General features: G+C 44.6%; 15 protein-coding genes. 8 read left to right on the forward strand and 7 right to left on the reverse strand.

The features are described 5' to 3' along the window. The first annotated feature begins 123 nt into the window (after window positions 1-123). A complete protein-coding gene (locus ACOIT5_RS19570; protein ID WP_423127858.1) occupies window positions 124-2,010 on the forward strand; it encodes a S9 family peptidase in 1,887 nt (628 codons plus the stop codon). 142 nt (window positions 2,011-2,152) lie between these two features. On the opposite strand, the gene ACOIT5_RS19575 is transcribed toward ACOIT5_RS19570, so the two are convergent. The 6 genes from ACOIT5_RS19575 to ACOIT5_RS19600 all read right to left on the reverse strand — a co-directional run bounded on the left by ACOIT5_RS19575 (window position 2,153) and on the right by ACOIT5_RS19600 (window position 8,082). Next, window positions 2,153-2,905 (reverse strand): 3-keto-disaccharide hydrolase, encoded by a 753-nt coding sequence (locus ACOIT5_RS19575; protein WP_423127859.1) that lies wholly within the window; start codon window positions 2,903-2,905, stop codon window positions 2,153-2,155. 31 nt (window positions 2,906-2,936) lie between these two features. Then, entirely contained in the window at window positions 2,937-4,685 is a 1,749-nt protein-coding gene (locus ACOIT5_RS19580) for a phospho-sugar mutase (protein WP_423127860.1), read from the reverse strand. A 44-nt stretch (window positions 4,686-4,729) separates the two neighbouring features. Continuing rightward, a complete protein-coding gene (rfbD, locus tag ACOIT5_RS19585; protein ID WP_423127861.1) occupies window positions 4,730-5,605 on the reverse strand; it encodes a dTDP-4-dehydrorhamnose reductase in 876 nt (291 codons plus the stop codon). A gap of 5 nt (window positions 5,606-5,610) precedes the next feature. After that, window positions 5,611-6,159, reverse strand: a complete 549-nt coding sequence (rfbC, locus tag ACOIT5_RS19590; protein ID WP_423127862.1) for a dTDP-4-dehydrorhamnose 3,5-epimerase — start codon at window positions 6,157-6,159, stop codon at window positions 5,611-5,613. A 13-nt stretch (window positions 6,160-6,172) separates the two neighbouring features. After that, a complete protein-coding gene (gene rfbA / locus ACOIT5_RS19595) occupies window positions 6,173-7,054 on the reverse strand; it encodes a glucose-1-phosphate thymidylyltransferase RfbA (RefSeq protein WP_423127863.1) in 882 nt (293 codons plus the stop codon). Window positions 7,055-7,140: 86 nt separating this feature from the next. Further along, window positions 7,141-8,082 carry a UDP-glucuronic acid decarboxylase family protein gene (locus ACOIT5_RS19600; RefSeq protein WP_423127864.1) on the reverse strand — a complete coding sequence of 314 codons (942 nt, stop codon included), beginning with the start codon at window positions 8,080-8,082 and terminating at the stop codon, window positions 7,141-7,143. A gap of 231 nt (window positions 8,083-8,313) precedes the next feature. On the opposite strand from ACOIT5_RS19600, the gene rpsA reads away from it, so the two are divergent. Genes rpsA through ACOIT5_RS19615 form a run of 3 tightly spaced genes read left to right on the forward strand, consistent with a single transcriptional unit; the run spans window position 8,314 to window position 11,515 of the window. Then, window positions 8,314-10,179: a 30S ribosomal protein S1 gene (gene rpsA / locus ACOIT5_RS19605; protein WP_423127865.1), complete on the forward strand. Its 1,866-nt coding sequence runs from the start codon at window positions 8,314-8,316 to the stop codon at window positions 10,177-10,179. A 44-nt stretch (window positions 10,180-10,223) separates the two neighbouring features. After that, complete coding sequence (locus tag ACOIT5_RS19610) at window positions 10,224-10,577, forward strand: STAS domain-containing protein (protein ID WP_423127866.1); 354 nt, start codon at window positions 10,224-10,226, stop codon at window positions 10,575-10,577. A 14-nt stretch (window positions 10,578-10,591) separates the two neighbouring features. Beyond that, complete coding sequence (locus ACOIT5_RS19615) at window positions 10,592-11,515, forward strand: ribonuclease Z (protein WP_423127867.1); 924 nt, start codon at window positions 10,592-10,594, stop codon at window positions 11,513-11,515. A 2-nt stretch (window positions 11,516-11,517) separates the two neighbouring features. Here ACOIT5_RS19615 and ACOIT5_RS19620 read toward each other — a convergent pair whose 3' ends face one another. Continuing rightward, on the reverse strand, window positions 11,518-12,942 hold the full coding sequence (locus ACOIT5_RS19620) for an ATP-dependent DNA helicase (RefSeq protein WP_423127868.1): 1,425 nt from the start codon (window positions 12,940-12,942) through the stop codon (window positions 11,518-11,520). Window positions 12,943-13,032: 90 nt separating this feature from the next. On the opposite strand from ACOIT5_RS19620, the gene ACOIT5_RS19625 reads away from it, so the two are divergent. From ACOIT5_RS19625 to ACOIT5_RS19640, 4 genes are all read left to right on the forward strand, one after another. After that, a complete protein-coding gene (locus tag ACOIT5_RS19625) occupies window positions 13,033-13,665 on the forward strand; it encodes a hypothetical protein (protein WP_423127869.1) in 633 nt (210 codons plus the stop codon). Between the two features lie 8 nt (window positions 13,666-13,673). Next, complete coding sequence (locus ACOIT5_RS19630; protein WP_423127870.1) at window positions 13,674-14,501, forward strand: DUF3822 family protein; 828 nt, start codon at window positions 13,674-13,676, stop codon at window positions 14,499-14,501. Beyond that, on the forward strand, window positions 14,492-15,025 hold the full coding sequence (locus ACOIT5_RS19635) for an RsmD family RNA methyltransferase (protein WP_423127871.1): 534 nt from the start codon (window positions 14,492-14,494) through the stop codon (window positions 15,023-15,025). The genes ACOIT5_RS19630 and ACOIT5_RS19635 overlap by 10 nt, the downstream gene beginning before the upstream one ends. Window positions 15,026-15,169: 144 nt before the next feature. Further along, window positions 15,170-16,486, forward strand: coding sequence for an alpha-L-fucosidase (locus ACOIT5_RS19640; RefSeq protein WP_423127872.1), 1,317 nt, complete (start codon window positions 15,170-15,172; stop codon window positions 16,484-16,486). Window positions 16,487-16,732 lie beyond the last annotated feature (246 nt).

Below are 16,732 nucleotides of genomic sequence, written 5' to 3' on the forward strand. Positions count from 1 at the left end.
ACCGATTACATTAAAAATTTTCACACAGCTTGAGAATCTGCGCACAAATGGCCAATTAATCAACTCAAATTCATTAACTTGTATGTAAACAACTTTCGACTTAAACATTCAATTTAACATGTTATGAGAAAATTATTCCTATCTACAGTTATTCTTAGTATCCTGGTTGCCTGTAATCCTGCCAAACAGAAAGCGCCTGCCCAGTACTCTATCGAGCAGTTTTACCAGAACACAAGGTATTCGGGAGGCGCATTTTCGGGCGATGAAAGCAAACTACTGGTGAGCAGCGATGAATCGGGCATTTTCAACCTGTACGAAATCCAAATCGCCGACGGAACGAAGAAACAAATCACCTTCTCGGAAAATGAATCGTTCTTTGCCATCGATTATGTACCCGGCACCGATCAGTTACTTTATTCGGCTGACATGGGCGGCAACGAAATCAACCATATTTATTTACTTGACCCCGATGGAACTTCACTGGATTTAACGCCGGATGAAAACGAAAAAGCCAGTTTTGGCGGATGGAGCGACGATAAGACAAGTATGTTTTACCTCTCCAACAAGCGTGACCCAAAATTTTTCGACCTTTATAAAATGCCCATTTCCAACTGGTTCCCAAAATTGATTTTCCAGAATGATGAAGGGCTGGAAGTCTCGGGCATGTCGCATGACGAAAAAATCCTGGCCCTGACCAAATCCAAAACGACCAGCGAAAATCAGTTATTTCTGTATGATCTTTCGGCAAAAACCATGACCGAAATTACCGATGGCCCCGGGAACTATCAAAGCTCGGGCTTCAGCAAGGACAACAACAGTTATTATTACATCACCGACGCCGGAAAAGAATTTGCCTATCTCGTTCGTTACGACTTGCAAACAGCAAACAAAACAGTACTTTTTGAGACCAACTGGGATGTGATGTACAGTTATTTAAGCGAAAACGAAACTTACCGGGTAATTGCCATAAACGAAGACGGAAAAAACAAACTCATTTTAACCGACAATAAAACCGGACAGGAGATTAATTTCCCGGAAATACCGGACGGCGACATTGTTGCAGTCAATATTTCCGACAGCGAAAAACTGATCCGGCTGACAATCGGAACTTCCAAAGCGCCTAATAACCTGTACGTGTACAGTTTTGAATCCGACGAAATGAAGAAGCTTACCGAAAGCCTGAACCCTGAAATCAATCCCGCCGATTTGGTTTCGGCGGAAGTGGTTCGATTTAAATCTTTCGACGGGCTTGAAATACCGGCTATCTATTATAAACCGCTGACAGCTTCACCCAAAAACAAAGTACCGGCCCTGGTATGGGTGCATGGCGGACCGGGCGGACAAACACGCGTCGGTTACTTTGCCCTGTTGCAGTACCTGGTCAACCAGGGTTACGCGGTTTTGGGCGTAAACAACCGGGGCAGCAGCGGCTACGGAAAAACTTTTTATAAAATGGACGACCGTAACCACGGCGACAAGGACCTGAAAGACTGCATCTGGGGTAAAAACTGGCTGCAGGAACAGGATTACATTGACCCGGATAAAATTGGTATTATTGGCGGAAGTTACGGCGGTTATATGACCATGGCGGCCATGACCTTCGCCCCCGACGAATTTAAAGTGGGCGTAAATATTTTTGGAGTGACCAACTGGTTGCGAACCCTGAAATCCATCCCCCCATACTGGGAATCATTCCGGAAAGCCTTATATGACGAATTGGGCGATCCGAACACCGAAGATTCGGTACGCCTGCACGCGATCTCTCCCCTGTTTCATGCCCATCAGGTAAAACATCCCGTCATGGTATTGCAGGGGGCCAACGACCCGCGCGTGTTACAGGTTGAGTCGGATGAAATTGTGGATGCCATAAAACAGAACAATGTTCCGGTCGAATACATCGTCTTTCCTGATGAAGGCCACGGTTTTATCAAAAAAGAAAATGAGATTAAAGGCTACGGCGACATTCTGAAATTTCTGGACAAATACCTTAAAGAGGTTCCTGAACCATAGCAGCAGAACAACTTGCCGGATAAAACAGTAATAAAAAAATTGTCCGAAAGGGCTGATCAAAACATCAAGCTTTTCGGACAATTTTCATTTAAGGGTACCCGGCTGCTGATTTCTGCAGGTCGGCAACCGGTTATTCATCCTTTTATAACTCGCGGATCCAGATGTTCCGGAAACTAACCGGGTTGCCGTGATCTTGCAAGCTGATCGGGCCATTGCCATGAGGTTTCACGGAATACTCCGGGATACCGATATATTCGGTCGGCCCGCGCACCACGACGTGATTTTGGACCAAAACACCATTTTGAATCACTGTAATGCGGGGATGTGTGAAATAGCTGCCATCGTCGTTAAACCGCGGGGCGGTATAAATTATATCATAGGTTTGCCAAACTCCGGGTTCTTTACAGGCATTCACCAACGGGGCGTGTTGCTTGTAAATACTGCCTGCCTGTCCGTTCCGGTATGTCCGGTTGTTGTAATTATCCAACACCTGGACCTCGTAGATGCCCTGCAGAAAAATTCCGCTGTTGCCGCGTCCCTGGCTTTCACCAACAACTTCAGCAGGCGTCCGCCATTCAACATGGAGCTGAAAATCTTTAAACTGCCGTTTTGTTTTGATCCCGCCTGTGCCCCTTTTTACGGTAGCAACACCGTTTTCATAATCCCATCCGGGGTTTTCTCCGGCATCATTGGTCCATTCGTAACCCAAATCAATTCCTTCACCAATCAGGATGATCGCATCCGAGGGAGCATTCAAAGGGGTTTCGCCGGGTGTAACAAGGGCCACTTCAGGATCCCAGATCTCAGTCATTTCCGGGACCATTTTAGGCATTTCAAACTGAGCAAAAACAGTAATACTCATCAACATGAGCAGTGCGAAAACAAGTTTTCTCATGGGTAATAAAATTTAGTTTAACATTTATTGGTTATAGGTCAAGTTCCTGCATGATGGAGTCGATTTTTTGTTCGGCCAAACGCTCAACTGCATCAAAATCACTTCTGCCGGTTAATTTTCCGGCTACTTCGAAATAGAATTTAATTTTTGGTTCGGTCCCGGATGGCCTGACTGATATTTTTGTACCGTCTTCGGTAAAAAACTGAAGCACGTTGGAGCTAACCTTTTGGTTGATCTTTGTGCTCACGCCTGTCAATAAATTCCGTTCAGTCAGATCGGCATAGTCTTTTACGGTTTTAAGCAAACTTCCTCCCAACATTTTCGGTGGGTTTGTACGAAAATTCACCATCATTTGCTGAATTTCTTCAGCTCCTGTTTTGCCCATCCGCACGATGTATTTCATCTTTTCTTTCGAGTAACCATATTCCAGGTATATATCCTGCAACAATTCAAACAAGGTTTTCCCCTGGTCTTTGGCCCAGGCAGCAATTTCAGCCATCAGGGCGCAGGACGAAACGGCATCTTTATCCCGAACGAAGTCAGCCGGCATGAAACCGAAACTTTCTTCACCGCCGCCAATGTACTTTTTCTGACCTTCCAGGTCGCGGATGATTTCGGCAATATATTTAAACCCGGTAAACACATCGAAATATTCAATGCCGTTCTTTTGGGCGATTTCAGCTATTTTTTCGGTGGTCACGATGGTTTTCACGATGAATTCATTGCCTTTCAATGCCTTGTTCTCTTTCATCCTGGTGATGATGTAATAAATGAAAAGCAAAGCTGTTTGGTTTCCGTTAACAATCACGAATTTACCCTGATCATTTTTTACAGCCACGCCAATCCGGTCGGCATCCGGATCGGAAGCCATAACGACGTCGGCATCCACTTCGTAGCCTTTTTTCATGGCCATGTCCATGGCCGCGGGTTCTTCGGGGTTGGGCGAAACCACGGTTGGAAAATTGCCGCTCACCACATCCTGTTCAGGCACATTGATGATATTCTCAAAACCAAAAGCACGCAAGGCCGCCGGAATCAGCTTTACGCCGGTCCCGTGAATCGGTGTGTAAACAATCTTCAGGTTTTTGTGCTTTTTCACAATGTCCGGCGCCAGGGAAACTGTTTTTACCTTGTCCAGAAATTTTTGGTCAATTTCGTCCCCGATGACCTCAATCAATTCGTTGTTGCCTTCAAACCGGATGTCTTCGGCTTTTACTTTCTGCACTTCGGTAATAATATTCACATCGTGCGGTCCGACAATTTGGGATCCGTCTTCCCAATAGGCTTTATAACCATTATATTCTTTCGGGTTGTGCGAAGCGGTTAAAATAATCCCGCTTTGGCAGCCCAATTCACGAATAACAAATGACAGTTCGGGGGTTGGGCGCAGGTCGTCAAACAAGTACACTTTAATGCCGTTGGCAGCGAAAATCTCGGCGCTTTTTTCAGCAAACAAGCGGCTGTTGTTCCGGCAATCATGCCCAATCGCTACTTTAATCAGGTCCAATCCGGCAAACTCCGTCTTCAAATAATTGCTTAAACCCTGGGTGGCAGCGCCTACCGTATAAATATTCATCCGGTTTGAGCCGGCTCCCATAATTCCGCGTAATCCGCCGGTACCAAACTCCAGGTCACGGTAAAACGAATCAATCAATTCCGTTTTGTCATCCTGTTCGAGCATCCGTTTCACTTCAGCGCGTGTTTGTTCATCATAAACATCGCTTAACCACGCTTTTGCTTTGCTTATTACTTCTTCAGGCACCCTATTCGCAGTAACCATATTCATTCTGATTTTAAGATTATTCTGTTAATTTCAAGAAAGTATTACCCTTGCTTTTCAAACTCGAGGATACACTTTTTCAGGCTGTCGCGCCAGTAAGGAATCCCGATCCCAAAAATACGCTTAATTTTAGATTTATTCAGGACACTGTAAGCCGGACGTCTGGCGGGAGTCGGATACTCATCCGATGCAACCGGATGCACAAAACATTCGATTCCGTAAAATTCGTGTACTGCCTTCGCAAAATCGTACCAACTGCAAACGCCTTCATTCGAATAATGGTAGATTCCACCCTTCCAGTGATTCGCATCGCCGGCGGTTTTTGAAATAATTGTTAAAATTGCCTGCGCCAGATCGCCGGCAAAAGTTGGCGTGCCCACCTGGTCGTAAACCACGTTTAGTTCATCTCGCTCTTTTCCCAGCCTGATCATGGTTTTCACAAAATTGTTACCATAAGCCGAATACAACCACGACGTCCGAACAATCATTGCTGACGGATCTTCTTTAAGCAGGGCGATTTCGCCGTTCAGTTTGGTTTTTCCGTAAACTGAGTCGGGTCCGACCAAATCTTCCTCTGAATACGGGAAGCAGTTTGTTCCGTCGAATACATAATCGGTGGAAATATGAATAAGCCGGCAATTTACCGACCGGGCAATTTTCCCCAGATAAGCAGGCACTTTGGTATTCAGCAGTTCTGCCAGTTCATCATCCGATTCGGCAATATCCACGGCCGTATAAGCCGCACAGTTAATCAAAAAGTCGGGCTTAAGCTTTTCGCAAAATGCCTCAACTGCATCGAAGTCGGTTATATCAAGCTCGGCAATATCGGTAAAGGTAAAACGAAGGTTCGGAAAATCAACAGCTCTGTCTCGAATAGACAATCCCAACTGGCCACTGGCTCCTGTAACTAAAACTTTCATAAAATCTAAAAATTGAAATCTGCATCACGAAATAAAGAATTTTTTCGGTCTTTCTCCGAAACAATAGCTTCCGATTCGGGTATTTTCCAATCGATATTCAATTCAGAATCGTTATAAATAATTCCGCGTTCCGATCCGGGATCATAATAATTATCACACTTATAACTAAAGATCACTGTTTCACTCAATACCGAAAAACCATGCGCAAAACCCCGAGGGATTAGCAATTGTTTTTTATTCTCTCCGGTCAATTCAATGCCAAACCACTGCCCAAAGGTAGGTGAATTGCGACGTATATCGAGCGCTACATCAAAAACGCTCCCTTCAATCACCCGGACCAATTTTGCCTGGGCATGCGGATTTAACTGGTAGTGCAGTCCGCGGATGACCCCGCGAACCGATTTTGATTCATTATCCTGAATAAAATTTTCTTTGATTCCCAACTCTTTATACCGGTCGACCCGGAAACTTTCAAAAAAATAACCCCGGTCGTCCATAAAAACCCTTGGCTCCAGCACAATCAACCCGTCAAAAGGTGTTTTCTGAATTTTCATGAAAAACGTTTAATTAAAAAGATGATATTTTATTGTTTGCCAACTTAAAAAGATACTCTCCGTATTCATTTTTCAACAAGGGTTTTGCCAGTTCAAGCAATTGCTCCCGGTTGATGTATCCTTTTTTAAAGGCAATTTCTTCGATACACGAGACCATTAATCCCTGACGCTGCTCAACAGTGGCAATAAAGTTGGATGCCTGCAACAAACTGTCGTGCGTACCGGTGTCGAGCCAGGAAAAGCCACGCCCGAGCAATTTTACACTCAGTCTTTCTTCTTCCAGATACAAGCGGTTCAAATCGGTAATTTCCAGCTCACCGCGGGCCGACGGTTTTAGAGATTTGGCTTTCTTCACCACGTCGTTCGAATAAAAATACAAACCGGTTACAGCATAATTCGATTTTGGGTTTACCGGTTTTTCCTCCAGCGAAATCACCCGCCCCGCGGCATCAAATTCAGCCACGCCGTAGCGTTCCGGGTCGTTCACATAATAGCCGAAAACCACCGCGCCGTCGTCCAGCAATGCCGCGTCCTCCAGGATTGACCGGAAATTATACCCGTAGAAAATATTGTCGCCCAAAATCATACAAACATGATCGTTGCCAATAAACTCTTCGCCAATAATAAATGCCTGTGCCAAACCATCGGGCGATGGCTGAACAGCATAATGTATCTGAATTCCAAGTTGAGAACCATCTTCCAGCAAATTCTCGTACAACGAAATATCCTGCGGTGTGGAAATGATCAGAATTTCGCGTATCCCGGCCAGCATCAAAACCGAAAGCGGGTAATAGATCATCGGTTTATCGTAAACCGGGATAATTTGTTTGGAGATTGATTTTGTAATCGGATACAAACGGGTGCCGGACCCACCGGCCAAAATAATACCTTTCATTCTTTATTTTTTTTGCCGGGCAAAACAACCACGACCTCAAGCGGCAAATGCCTTGCAGTCATGGCCATCCCGATATCCGGCGGTTTTTAACGACTCAACAATTCATCAAAGTACGCAATGGTCTTTTTTAATCCTTCTTGCAATTCAACCCGGGGTGTCCATCCGCCGAGTTTTTCCATGGCCAGGCTGATGTCGGGCTGACGCTGAATCGGGTCATCGGACGGCAAGGGCCGGTAAACAATCCGGGAGGACGAGCCGGTGAGTTCAATGACCTTCCGGGCCAGTTCCAGGATGGTGAATTCATTCGGGTTTCCGATGTTTACCGGTCCGGTAAATGAATCGCCGGTTTGCATCATGCGCACCAGGCCGTCAACCAAATCATCAACAAACTGGAAACTCCGCGTTTGTTTGCCGTCGCCAAAAACAGTAATCTCCTGTCCTTTCAGCGCCTGCACAATAAAATTGGAAACGACCCGTCCGTCGTCAGGCTCCATGCGGGGCCCGTAGGTATTAAAAATGCGCACAATTTTTATCCTCACCTGATTTTGGTTGTGATAGTTCACGAAAAGCGATTCGGCACAACGTTTTCCCTCGTCATAACACGAGCGAACGCCAATGGGGTTTACATTTCCCCAGTAACTTTCCGGTTGCGGGTGCAATTCGGGGTCGCCGTATACTTCGCTGGTTGATGCCTGAAGAATTTTCGCTTTCACCCGTTTAGCCAGGCCCAGCATATTGATTGCCCCCATGACCGACGTTTTGATGGTTTTGATGGCATTATACTGGTAATGGACCGGCGAAGCCGGACAAGCCAGGTTATACACTTCATCGACCTCAATATAATAAGGCATGGTTACATCATGACGAACCAGCTCGAAATACCGGTGATCCAGCAGATGAATAACCTTTGACTTTGATCCGGTAAGAAAATTATCCAGGCAAATCACTTCGTTCCCTTGATTTAAAAGATGTTCGCAAAGATGGGACCCGATAAAGCCCGCCCCGCCCGTAACCAAAATTCGTTTCATGATTTCAGAAAAAAACTTTATTAATCAAAAGTATAAAATAAATCTGTTAGCGTGCCGGTTTAGCCAATAAAACCTTGAGACCAATGTGTATCCAATGCTCAAAACCCGGTCCTGCTTACAGCCGGAAAATAAAAAAAAAGCATTGGAAATCTTTGAATTAACACGAATTAATTCTAATTTTGCCGCGCATTGAAAATATAATGTCTAACTTATTAATTAATTGAAAATTAGATGGTAGAAAACAATCAGGAGAACCTTGAAACTCAAGAGGAACTCACACTACAAGAAGAAGTTATGGCGCAACCCAAACAAGTGGTAGCTGCTGCAACAGAAGATTTTGACTGGGATGCCCTGGAAACGGAAGACAATGGATTTGCCGGTCAAAAACAAAATGCGGTTGAACAACTGTATGACAACACGCTGAACACCGTTCAGGAAAAAGAAGTCCTGGAAGGTACGGTAATCTCTATGAATAAAAGAGAAGTGGTTGTTGATATCGGCTACAAATCCGACGGTATCGTTAGCTTGAATGAGTTCCGTTACAATCCGGAATTAAAAGTTGGCGACCCGGTAGAGGTTTACATTGAAAGCCTTGAAGACAAAAAAGGCCAGATGATTTTATCACACAAAAAAGCGCGAGCCATGCGTTCATGGGATCGCGTAAATGCTGCCCTCGAAAATGATGAAATCATTAAAGGATACATTAAATGCCGCACGAAAGGTGGTATGATCGTTGACGTATTTGGCATCGAAGCATTCTTGCCGGGATCTCAGATCGACGTGAAACCAATCCGCGACTATGATGTATACGTTGGCAAAACAATGGAATTCAAAGTGGTTAAAATCAACCAGGAGTTCCGCAACGTGGTTGTATCGCATAAAGCTCTTATTGAAGCTGAACTGGAACAACAGAAAAAAGAGATTATCTCCAAACTTGAAAAAGGACAGGTACTGGAAGGTACTGTTAAAAACATTACGTCTTACGGCGTATTCATCGACCTTGGCGGTGTTGACGGATTGATCCACATCACCGATTTAAGCTGGGGCCGTATTTCTCACCCGAACGAAATCGTGGAACTGGATCAAAAACTGAACGTGGTGATCCTTGACTTCGACGATGACAAAAAACGGATTGCTCTTGGTCTGAAACAACTGACTCCTCACCCGTGGGATAACCTGGATGCCGAGCTGAAAGTTGGCGACAGCGTGAAAGGGAAAGTGGTTGTGATGGCCGACTACGGCGCATTTGTAGAAATTGCCGCAGGAGTTGAAGGTCTGATCCACGTTTCTGAGATGAGTTGGTCACAACACCTGCGCAGCGCTCAGGACTTCCTGAAAGTTGGCGACGAAATTGAAGCACAAATCCTGACCCTGGACCGCGACGAACGCAAAATGTCTCTGGGTATCAAACAACTGAGACAAGATCCGTGGCAAGACATCGAAGCCCGGTTTGGCCTTGGAACGCAACATACGGCGTCGGTTCGCAACTTCACCAACTTCGGTGTTTTTGTCGAAATTGAAGAAGGAGTTGACGGCCTGATCCACATTTCCGACCTGAGCTGGACGAAAAAAATCAAACATCCGTCAGAATTCACATCAATCGGTTCTGAAATTGAAGTCGTTGTCCTGGACATCGATAAAGAAAACCGTCGGTTGAGCCTTGGACACAAACAACTGGAAGAAAATCCATGGGATGTGTTCGAAACAATCTTCTCGGTTGACTCCATTCACGAAGGAACTGTTGTTGAGTTGTTCGACAAAGGCGCGACCATCGCTCTTCCATACGGAGTTGAAGGTTTTGCAACACCACGTCACCTGGTCAAAGAAGACGGTTCACAAGCCAGCCTGGAAGAAAAACTGGATTTCAAAGTGATTGAGTTCTCAAAATCTGCAAAACGAATCATCCTTTCTCACTCGCGGGTGTTTGAAGATGAGAAAAAAGCAGAAGAAACTGCAACCAAAAAGGCACAGGTTAAACAAACCAAAAAAGCCGTCAAAGCAGTTAAAGACACCATGGAGAAAACAACGCTGGGTGATATCAGCGAACTGGCAGCATTGAAATCTCAGATGGAAGCTGAGGAAAACAAAGAAAAATAAGCTTGCTTATTTATTGTTCCATCAGAATTTTGTAATTTTCATCTATGGATTTCGAAATTATAAAAAAAGAAGGACACACCGTCATTAAAGTATTGAGCAGCAAGCTGGATACAAATAATGCCCCCGACCTGAAATCAGAGCTGGTGGCATTGGGTAACAAAAATGAACGAAACTTCATCCTGGATATCAGTCACTGCAGTTATGTCGACTCCTCCGGTTTGAGCGCCATTTTAGTTGCCAATCGTTTGTGTGAAGATGCAATTGGTACTTTTATCTTGTCGGGTCTTCAGCCTGATGTTGAGCATTTGATTCGACTTTCCATGCTTCACACGGTTTTGTTAATCACAGAATCGATTGAAAAAGCAGAAGAATTGTTGAAGCATAAAGGAAATTTATAACCTTTTGCATGCAAATGCCATTTCAATTAACAATTTTGGGAAGTAGTTCAGCAATGCCTACCTCCTCAAGATACCCAACCGCTCAAGCGCTTAATGTGCTTGGGCGGTTTTTTTTAATAGACTGCGGCGAAGGCACGCAACACCAAATCCGAAAAAACAAAATTAGCTTTGGCAAGCTCAACCACATCCTGATTTCGCACCTGCACGGCGACCACTTTTTCGGGCTCATCGGGCTGATTTCTACCTTGATTTTACTGGGAAGGAAAAACGACCTGCACATTTATGCCCATTCCGGTCTACAGGAATATACCCAATTTCAGCTCAATTTTTTAGGCATCACCGACCCCGGCTTCCGATTGGTTTTTCACCCGCTTAATTTTAAACGGACCCAACGTATTTATGAAGATGAAAAACTGAGCATCACCTCCTTTCCGCTGAAACACCGGATTGCCTGCTGCGGTTTTCGATTTGACGAAAAGCCTGCAGCTCCGAATATCCGGAAAGACCAGGTCAAATCACACCGGATCCCGGTTCGCGACATCAAACGGATCAAAGCCGGCGAAGATTTTATAAGCGACGACGGTACCCGCATACCCAACAGTCAGCTGGTCATTGCCCCGCCCAAAGCGCGGTCTTATGCTTATTGTTCCGATACTGCTTATCACGAAAAAATTGTTGAAGCCGTTGAAGGAGTCGATATGCTGTATCACGAAGCGACCTTTGCGGATGGAGACAATAAGCTGGCCAAAGAGACCTTCCACTCAACCGGATCTCAGGCGGCCCGGATTGCCCAAATGGCCCAGGCCCGAAAATTGCTTATCGGGCATTTTTCCGCGCGCTATAAAAAACCGGAAATTATTCTGAACGAAGCCCGCTCCATCTTTCCGGAAACCTATGTTGCCGAAGAAAACCAGCAGCATACAATCGTGCGGGAATAAGGTCAGCCTTCGAAAAATTCTTTATTAAAATTAACCAGGTAAAGTTTTTTTACCGGCCGGGTAAAAGCCGTATACAGCCAGCGTAAATATTCTTTATTCAGCATATCCTCCACCAGGTAACCCTGATCAACAAACACCGCATCCCACTGGCCACCTTGTGCTTTATGGCAGGTAACCGCGTAGGCAAACTTAACCTGCAACGCATTGAACCATGCATTTTCCCGAATCTTCTCCCACCGCTTCTTTTTACTGCGGATATCCTGATAATCTTCGGCCACTGCCTGAAACAGGCGTTGATTATCTGCCTGCGCCATACTGGCCGACTCCATGTTCAGCGTATCCAGGAAAATCTTGCAATCCACTTCCAGATCATCGTAATCGATAAACTTCAGGCTTACATTGGCAAAACGGAACCCGTATAATTCTTCATATCCGCGAATAGCTTTGATTTCAACAATATCGCCGTTGGCAATAAAATCAAGTGTTTCTTCTTCAGCAAGCCAATGATAGTTATTTTTAACCACCATCAGCAGGTCTCCAACCGTAATCTCTGCATCCTTGTATAATATTGATGAACGAATTCCCCCGTTAAATTTATTCGCCCGCTTGTTCGACCGGGTAATCACCATCGTTTGCTGCTCCCCGAATTTGTCGTAACATTCCGAGATTTGCTCAATCAAATCGGCGCCGCCAATCCGGACAACATCAGTAAAGCCTTTCGTTTCTATCGGGAAATAGCAGGCGTCCGAAAAATCCTCAGCAATCAACTCCCGTAAACCGGTAGCGTTGTACAAAATGCCCGAGTCGTTAAGCTGACGGACCACCTCGGTCAACTCGTGTTCAACAACTTCCAAACCGTAAAGCTCAAGCTCTCTGGCATCAAGCGCCGGACTAATATCCATGCCTACCGGGGGTAACTGGGCCGTATCGCCCACCAGAACGAGTTTGCAATTTTGTCCCGTGTACACATATTCGTATAAATCATCCAGCAAACGGCCTGACCCGAAAACCGAACCTTCCGGCGAACTGTTGGAAATCATGGAGGCTTCATCAACAATAAAAAAACAATTTTTCATCAGGTTCCGGTCCAGCACAAAGCGGCCCAAGCCATCTGCCGAGGTTTGTTGCCGGTATATTTTTTTATGAATGGTATAGGCATTCTTTCCGGTATACGATGAAAGCACTTTGGCCGCACGCCCCGTCGGGGCCAGCAAAACGGTCTGAAACTTAAATTCAGCCAGGGTTTTCACCAGGGCATTGAGCATACTTGTTTTTCCGGTACCGGCATAGCCTTTTAATAAAAAAACGGAATCCGCTGAATTTTCGCACATAAATGAAGCTAATTTTTCGGCCAGCAAAACCTGTCCGGAGGTAGCCGAAAAACCAAAATTTTCGAGCAGTTGATCTTGTATGTGTTTTTTTAACATGGATGCTAATTTAAAAGGAATCCACCGATTGTAATTTAATTTTTTTTATAAATTTGCAAGCAAACAAAAACTAATCTTAAATAATCAAAGATGAAGACAGCAATTCAGATCGCCTTAATTGCCATTGCAATTCTACTCGGATACCTGATATTTAACAGTGTTCAAAGACCAATTGAATTCGAGAAAGCGAAAAAAGAAAGATATGATGCGACGGTTCAACGCTTAAAAGAAGTTCGCAAGGCACAAATGGCCTACAAAGATGTAAATGGAAAATTTACAGGAGATTGGGATACGCTGATTTCCTTTGTCAAACACGAATCTCTTCCTTTGGTACGCAAGATTGGTATGCTTACTGACAGTATGATTGAAGCCGGATGGACCGAAGAAACGGCCATTAAGAAGGGGCGGATTATCCGCGATACCATTCGGGTCAATGTTCTTGACACCTTATTCGGGCGTTCATACCCGATCGATCAGTTAAAATATGTTCCTGTACAGGACACCATTGCTGAGTTTCATTTGGGAGCAACGGTTATTACAACCGGTTCAGGCGTTAAAGTTCCAATTTTCGAAGCAAAAGCACACAACAATACCATCCTGAAAAATCTGGATAACCAGTTGGTCATTAACCTGAACGACAAAGCGCGTACAAACGGGAAATATCCCGGCTTAAAAGTTGGTTCTCTTACTGAAGCAAACAACAATGCCGGTAACTGGGAATAATATGTTTTATGCAGAAAATTTCGCTCATTGACGAAACCTTTGATTTAAATTATACTTCAGAATATATTCTGTCCATCCAGGTTAGCTTGGATGGATTTTCTTTTTCTATCCTGAATACAGCCCAAAATAAGGTGGTTTATCTCTGTCACCAGGATATTTTTGCCACCGAACCGGATTTTCAGTATAAAAAACTGAAATCGATTTACAAGGAGTCTGACTTGCTGGAGTTACCATACAAGAAAACCAGACTTTATTTTTCTATCCCGGAAAAAACCACCCTGGTCCCGGTAAAACTCTTCAAAACAGATACAGTAACAGAATTGTACGGACTAACATTCGGCCTTGACAAACAAACGGAAGTGCAAAGCAGGTACTTACCCTGTCTGGATGCTTTTGCCGTATTCGGGATTCAGAAATCCATCCTGGGTATTTTACAGGAAAAACACCCGGGAATTGAAATTCAGAATGCCATTAAATTGTCCGCATGCTTTGCCAATGATGATAAACAGACATTAAAAGTAAGCGTCCTCCGAAAACACCTGATGATCCTTTCGGTTCATACCGGTTTACATTACTATAACTGTTTTTATCACGAAAACGAGAATGACATGCTGTTTTATATCCTTGCTGCTGCTAAAAGCCTGGACGAAGAGCCCTCGACCATCATCATGGACGGCATGGTGAATAAGCATTCTGAAATTTATCATCGCCTGCGCCAGTATTTTGCCGACGTGCAAATTGCTGGATCAAACAAGAATATCGGGTATAGTCACCTCATCGAACGTTTACCGGACGCCCGCTTTGTAAACCTGTTTAATAGTTTTTCATGCGAATAGTCGGCGGACAATACAGAGGACGTCAGTTCAATCCGGGAAAAAACTTTAAAGCCCGCCCAACCACCGATATGGCCAAGGAAAGCCTGTTCAATATTTTACAGAACCAAGTTGATTTTGATCAGGTTAAGGTACTGGACCTTTTTTCCGGAACCGGCAGCATCTCTTTCGAATTTGCATCGCGGGGATGTTTGAACATTACGGCCGTGGAACTGAACTTTCAACATCACCGCTTCATGTTGTCTGTCGTCGAAAAACTGGGCGAAACGCATATTCAGGCGCTAAAAGCCGATGCTTTTCGCTTTATCGAAACGAGCAATCAAACCTACGACCTTATTTTTGCCGACCCTCCATACGACCACAGACAATTTGGCGAGATTCCCTCACTGGTCCTTTCCAAAAATATTCTGAAGCCCGGCGGACTATTTATCCTTGAACATTCGAAAGCGTATGACTTTTCTGATTACCCCGAATTTAAAGAACTCCGCAACTACGGGAGCGTTCACTTCTCCTTCTTTCAAAAATAAAAATCCGGTTTTGGCGGTAAGGCTCAACAACTGATTCCGGAAATCCTTCCTTTTCAGAAATGCCAAACAACAGGTTTTAACTTCTGCAAATTTCTATAATTTTATCAGCACAATACAGCACAGCAAACCAATAAATCTTAAATCATGAGAAAACTACTTTTTTTGATTATTTTATCCATTGTTTCCGGTACGGCATTTTCCCAGAAAGACTATCAACCAGCCGCTAAAAATCTGGAAAACCGCGAATGGTTTCAGGATGCCAAATTTGGCCTGTTCATTCACTGGGGTGTTTATTCGGTCATGGCCGGAGGTGGCGATTATGGTATTGCCGAGTGGATTATGAACCAAAAACAAATTCCCATCCGCCAGTACGAAAAACTCCCTTCATTTTTTAACCCGGTTGATTTCGATCCGGCAGAATGGGTTTCGATGGTGAAAAAAGCCGGCATGAAATACATCACCATCACCAGTAAACATCACGATGGTTTTGCCATGTACGACTCAAAAACAAGCAATTATGATATTGTTGAACGGACCCCATACGCGAAAGATATCATAAAAATGCTGAAAGACGAATGTGATAAACAGGGAATTAAGTTGTTCTTCTATTATTCGCAGCTCGACTGGCATCACCCCGACTATTACCCGCGCGGAAACACCGGTAAAAATTTCACCGGCAGACCCGAAAGCGGCGATTGGAACAAGTACATCGACTATATGAATACCCAACTCACCGAACTCCTGACAAATTACGGCGAAGTTGGCGGAATTTGGTTCGACGGGATGTGGGACCAGTGGGAGGCCAACTGGCGCCTGGACGAAACCTATGCCCTTATTCACAAACTTCAACCCGGCGCTTTGATTGGCAGTAACCATCACAAATCGCCTTTCGCCGGTGAAGATTTTCAAATGTTCGAACGCGACCTTCCCGGCGAAAACACGATGGGGTTCAACCAAACCGGGACCATCTCCAACCTGCCGATCGAAATGTGCGAAACCATGAATGGCAGTTGGGGCTTCAATATCAAGGACCAGGGTTATAAATCGACCAAACAATTGATCCAAACCATGGTGAAAGCAGCCGGACACGGAGCCAATTTCCTGTTAAACACCGGCCCGATGCCCAATGGGAAAATCCAGCCCGAAAACGTCGACACGCTGATGGTGATGGGCGACTGGCTTGCCAAATACGGCGAAACAATCTACGGAACCCGGAAAGGCCCGGTTAAACCTAGCCAGTGGGGAGCAACAACGCAAAAAGGAAACACCATCTACATTCATGTCCTTGATCTGGAAGGAGAAAATCTGCTGATACCCAACCTGGAAAAAAAGATTAAATCGGCAACCTTTTTTAACGATGGTTCCAAAGTGACTTTTGAAACAACCAAATTCGGAACCTTACTGCAAATACCCCATCAAAAACGTCAAAAAGTCGATACCATCATCAAAGTGGAAATTTAATGCCCCACACGCCTGTCTGCCGGCTTAGGCAGAAAATTCTCCTGCAATACTTGATTTTAAAGGTATTGCAGGAGAAAATACTCCACTGAAATATTTGTAATTTCAATACCGATAACTATCTTGTGGAAGGAAACGAGAAAGGGGTACATGCAATACAACACCCTGTTGTCCATTCACTTTCAAAAACCTGACTACACAAAACCCGGAACAATCTGTTCAACAGGGATTAAATTTCTGTCCTCCCTC

This window comes from Gaoshiqia hydrogeniformans, from assembly GCF_049347105.1.
Taxonomy (GTDB): Bacteria; Bacteroidota; Bacteroidia; order Bacteroidales; family Prolixibacteraceae; genus Gaoshiqia; species Gaoshiqia hydrogeniformans.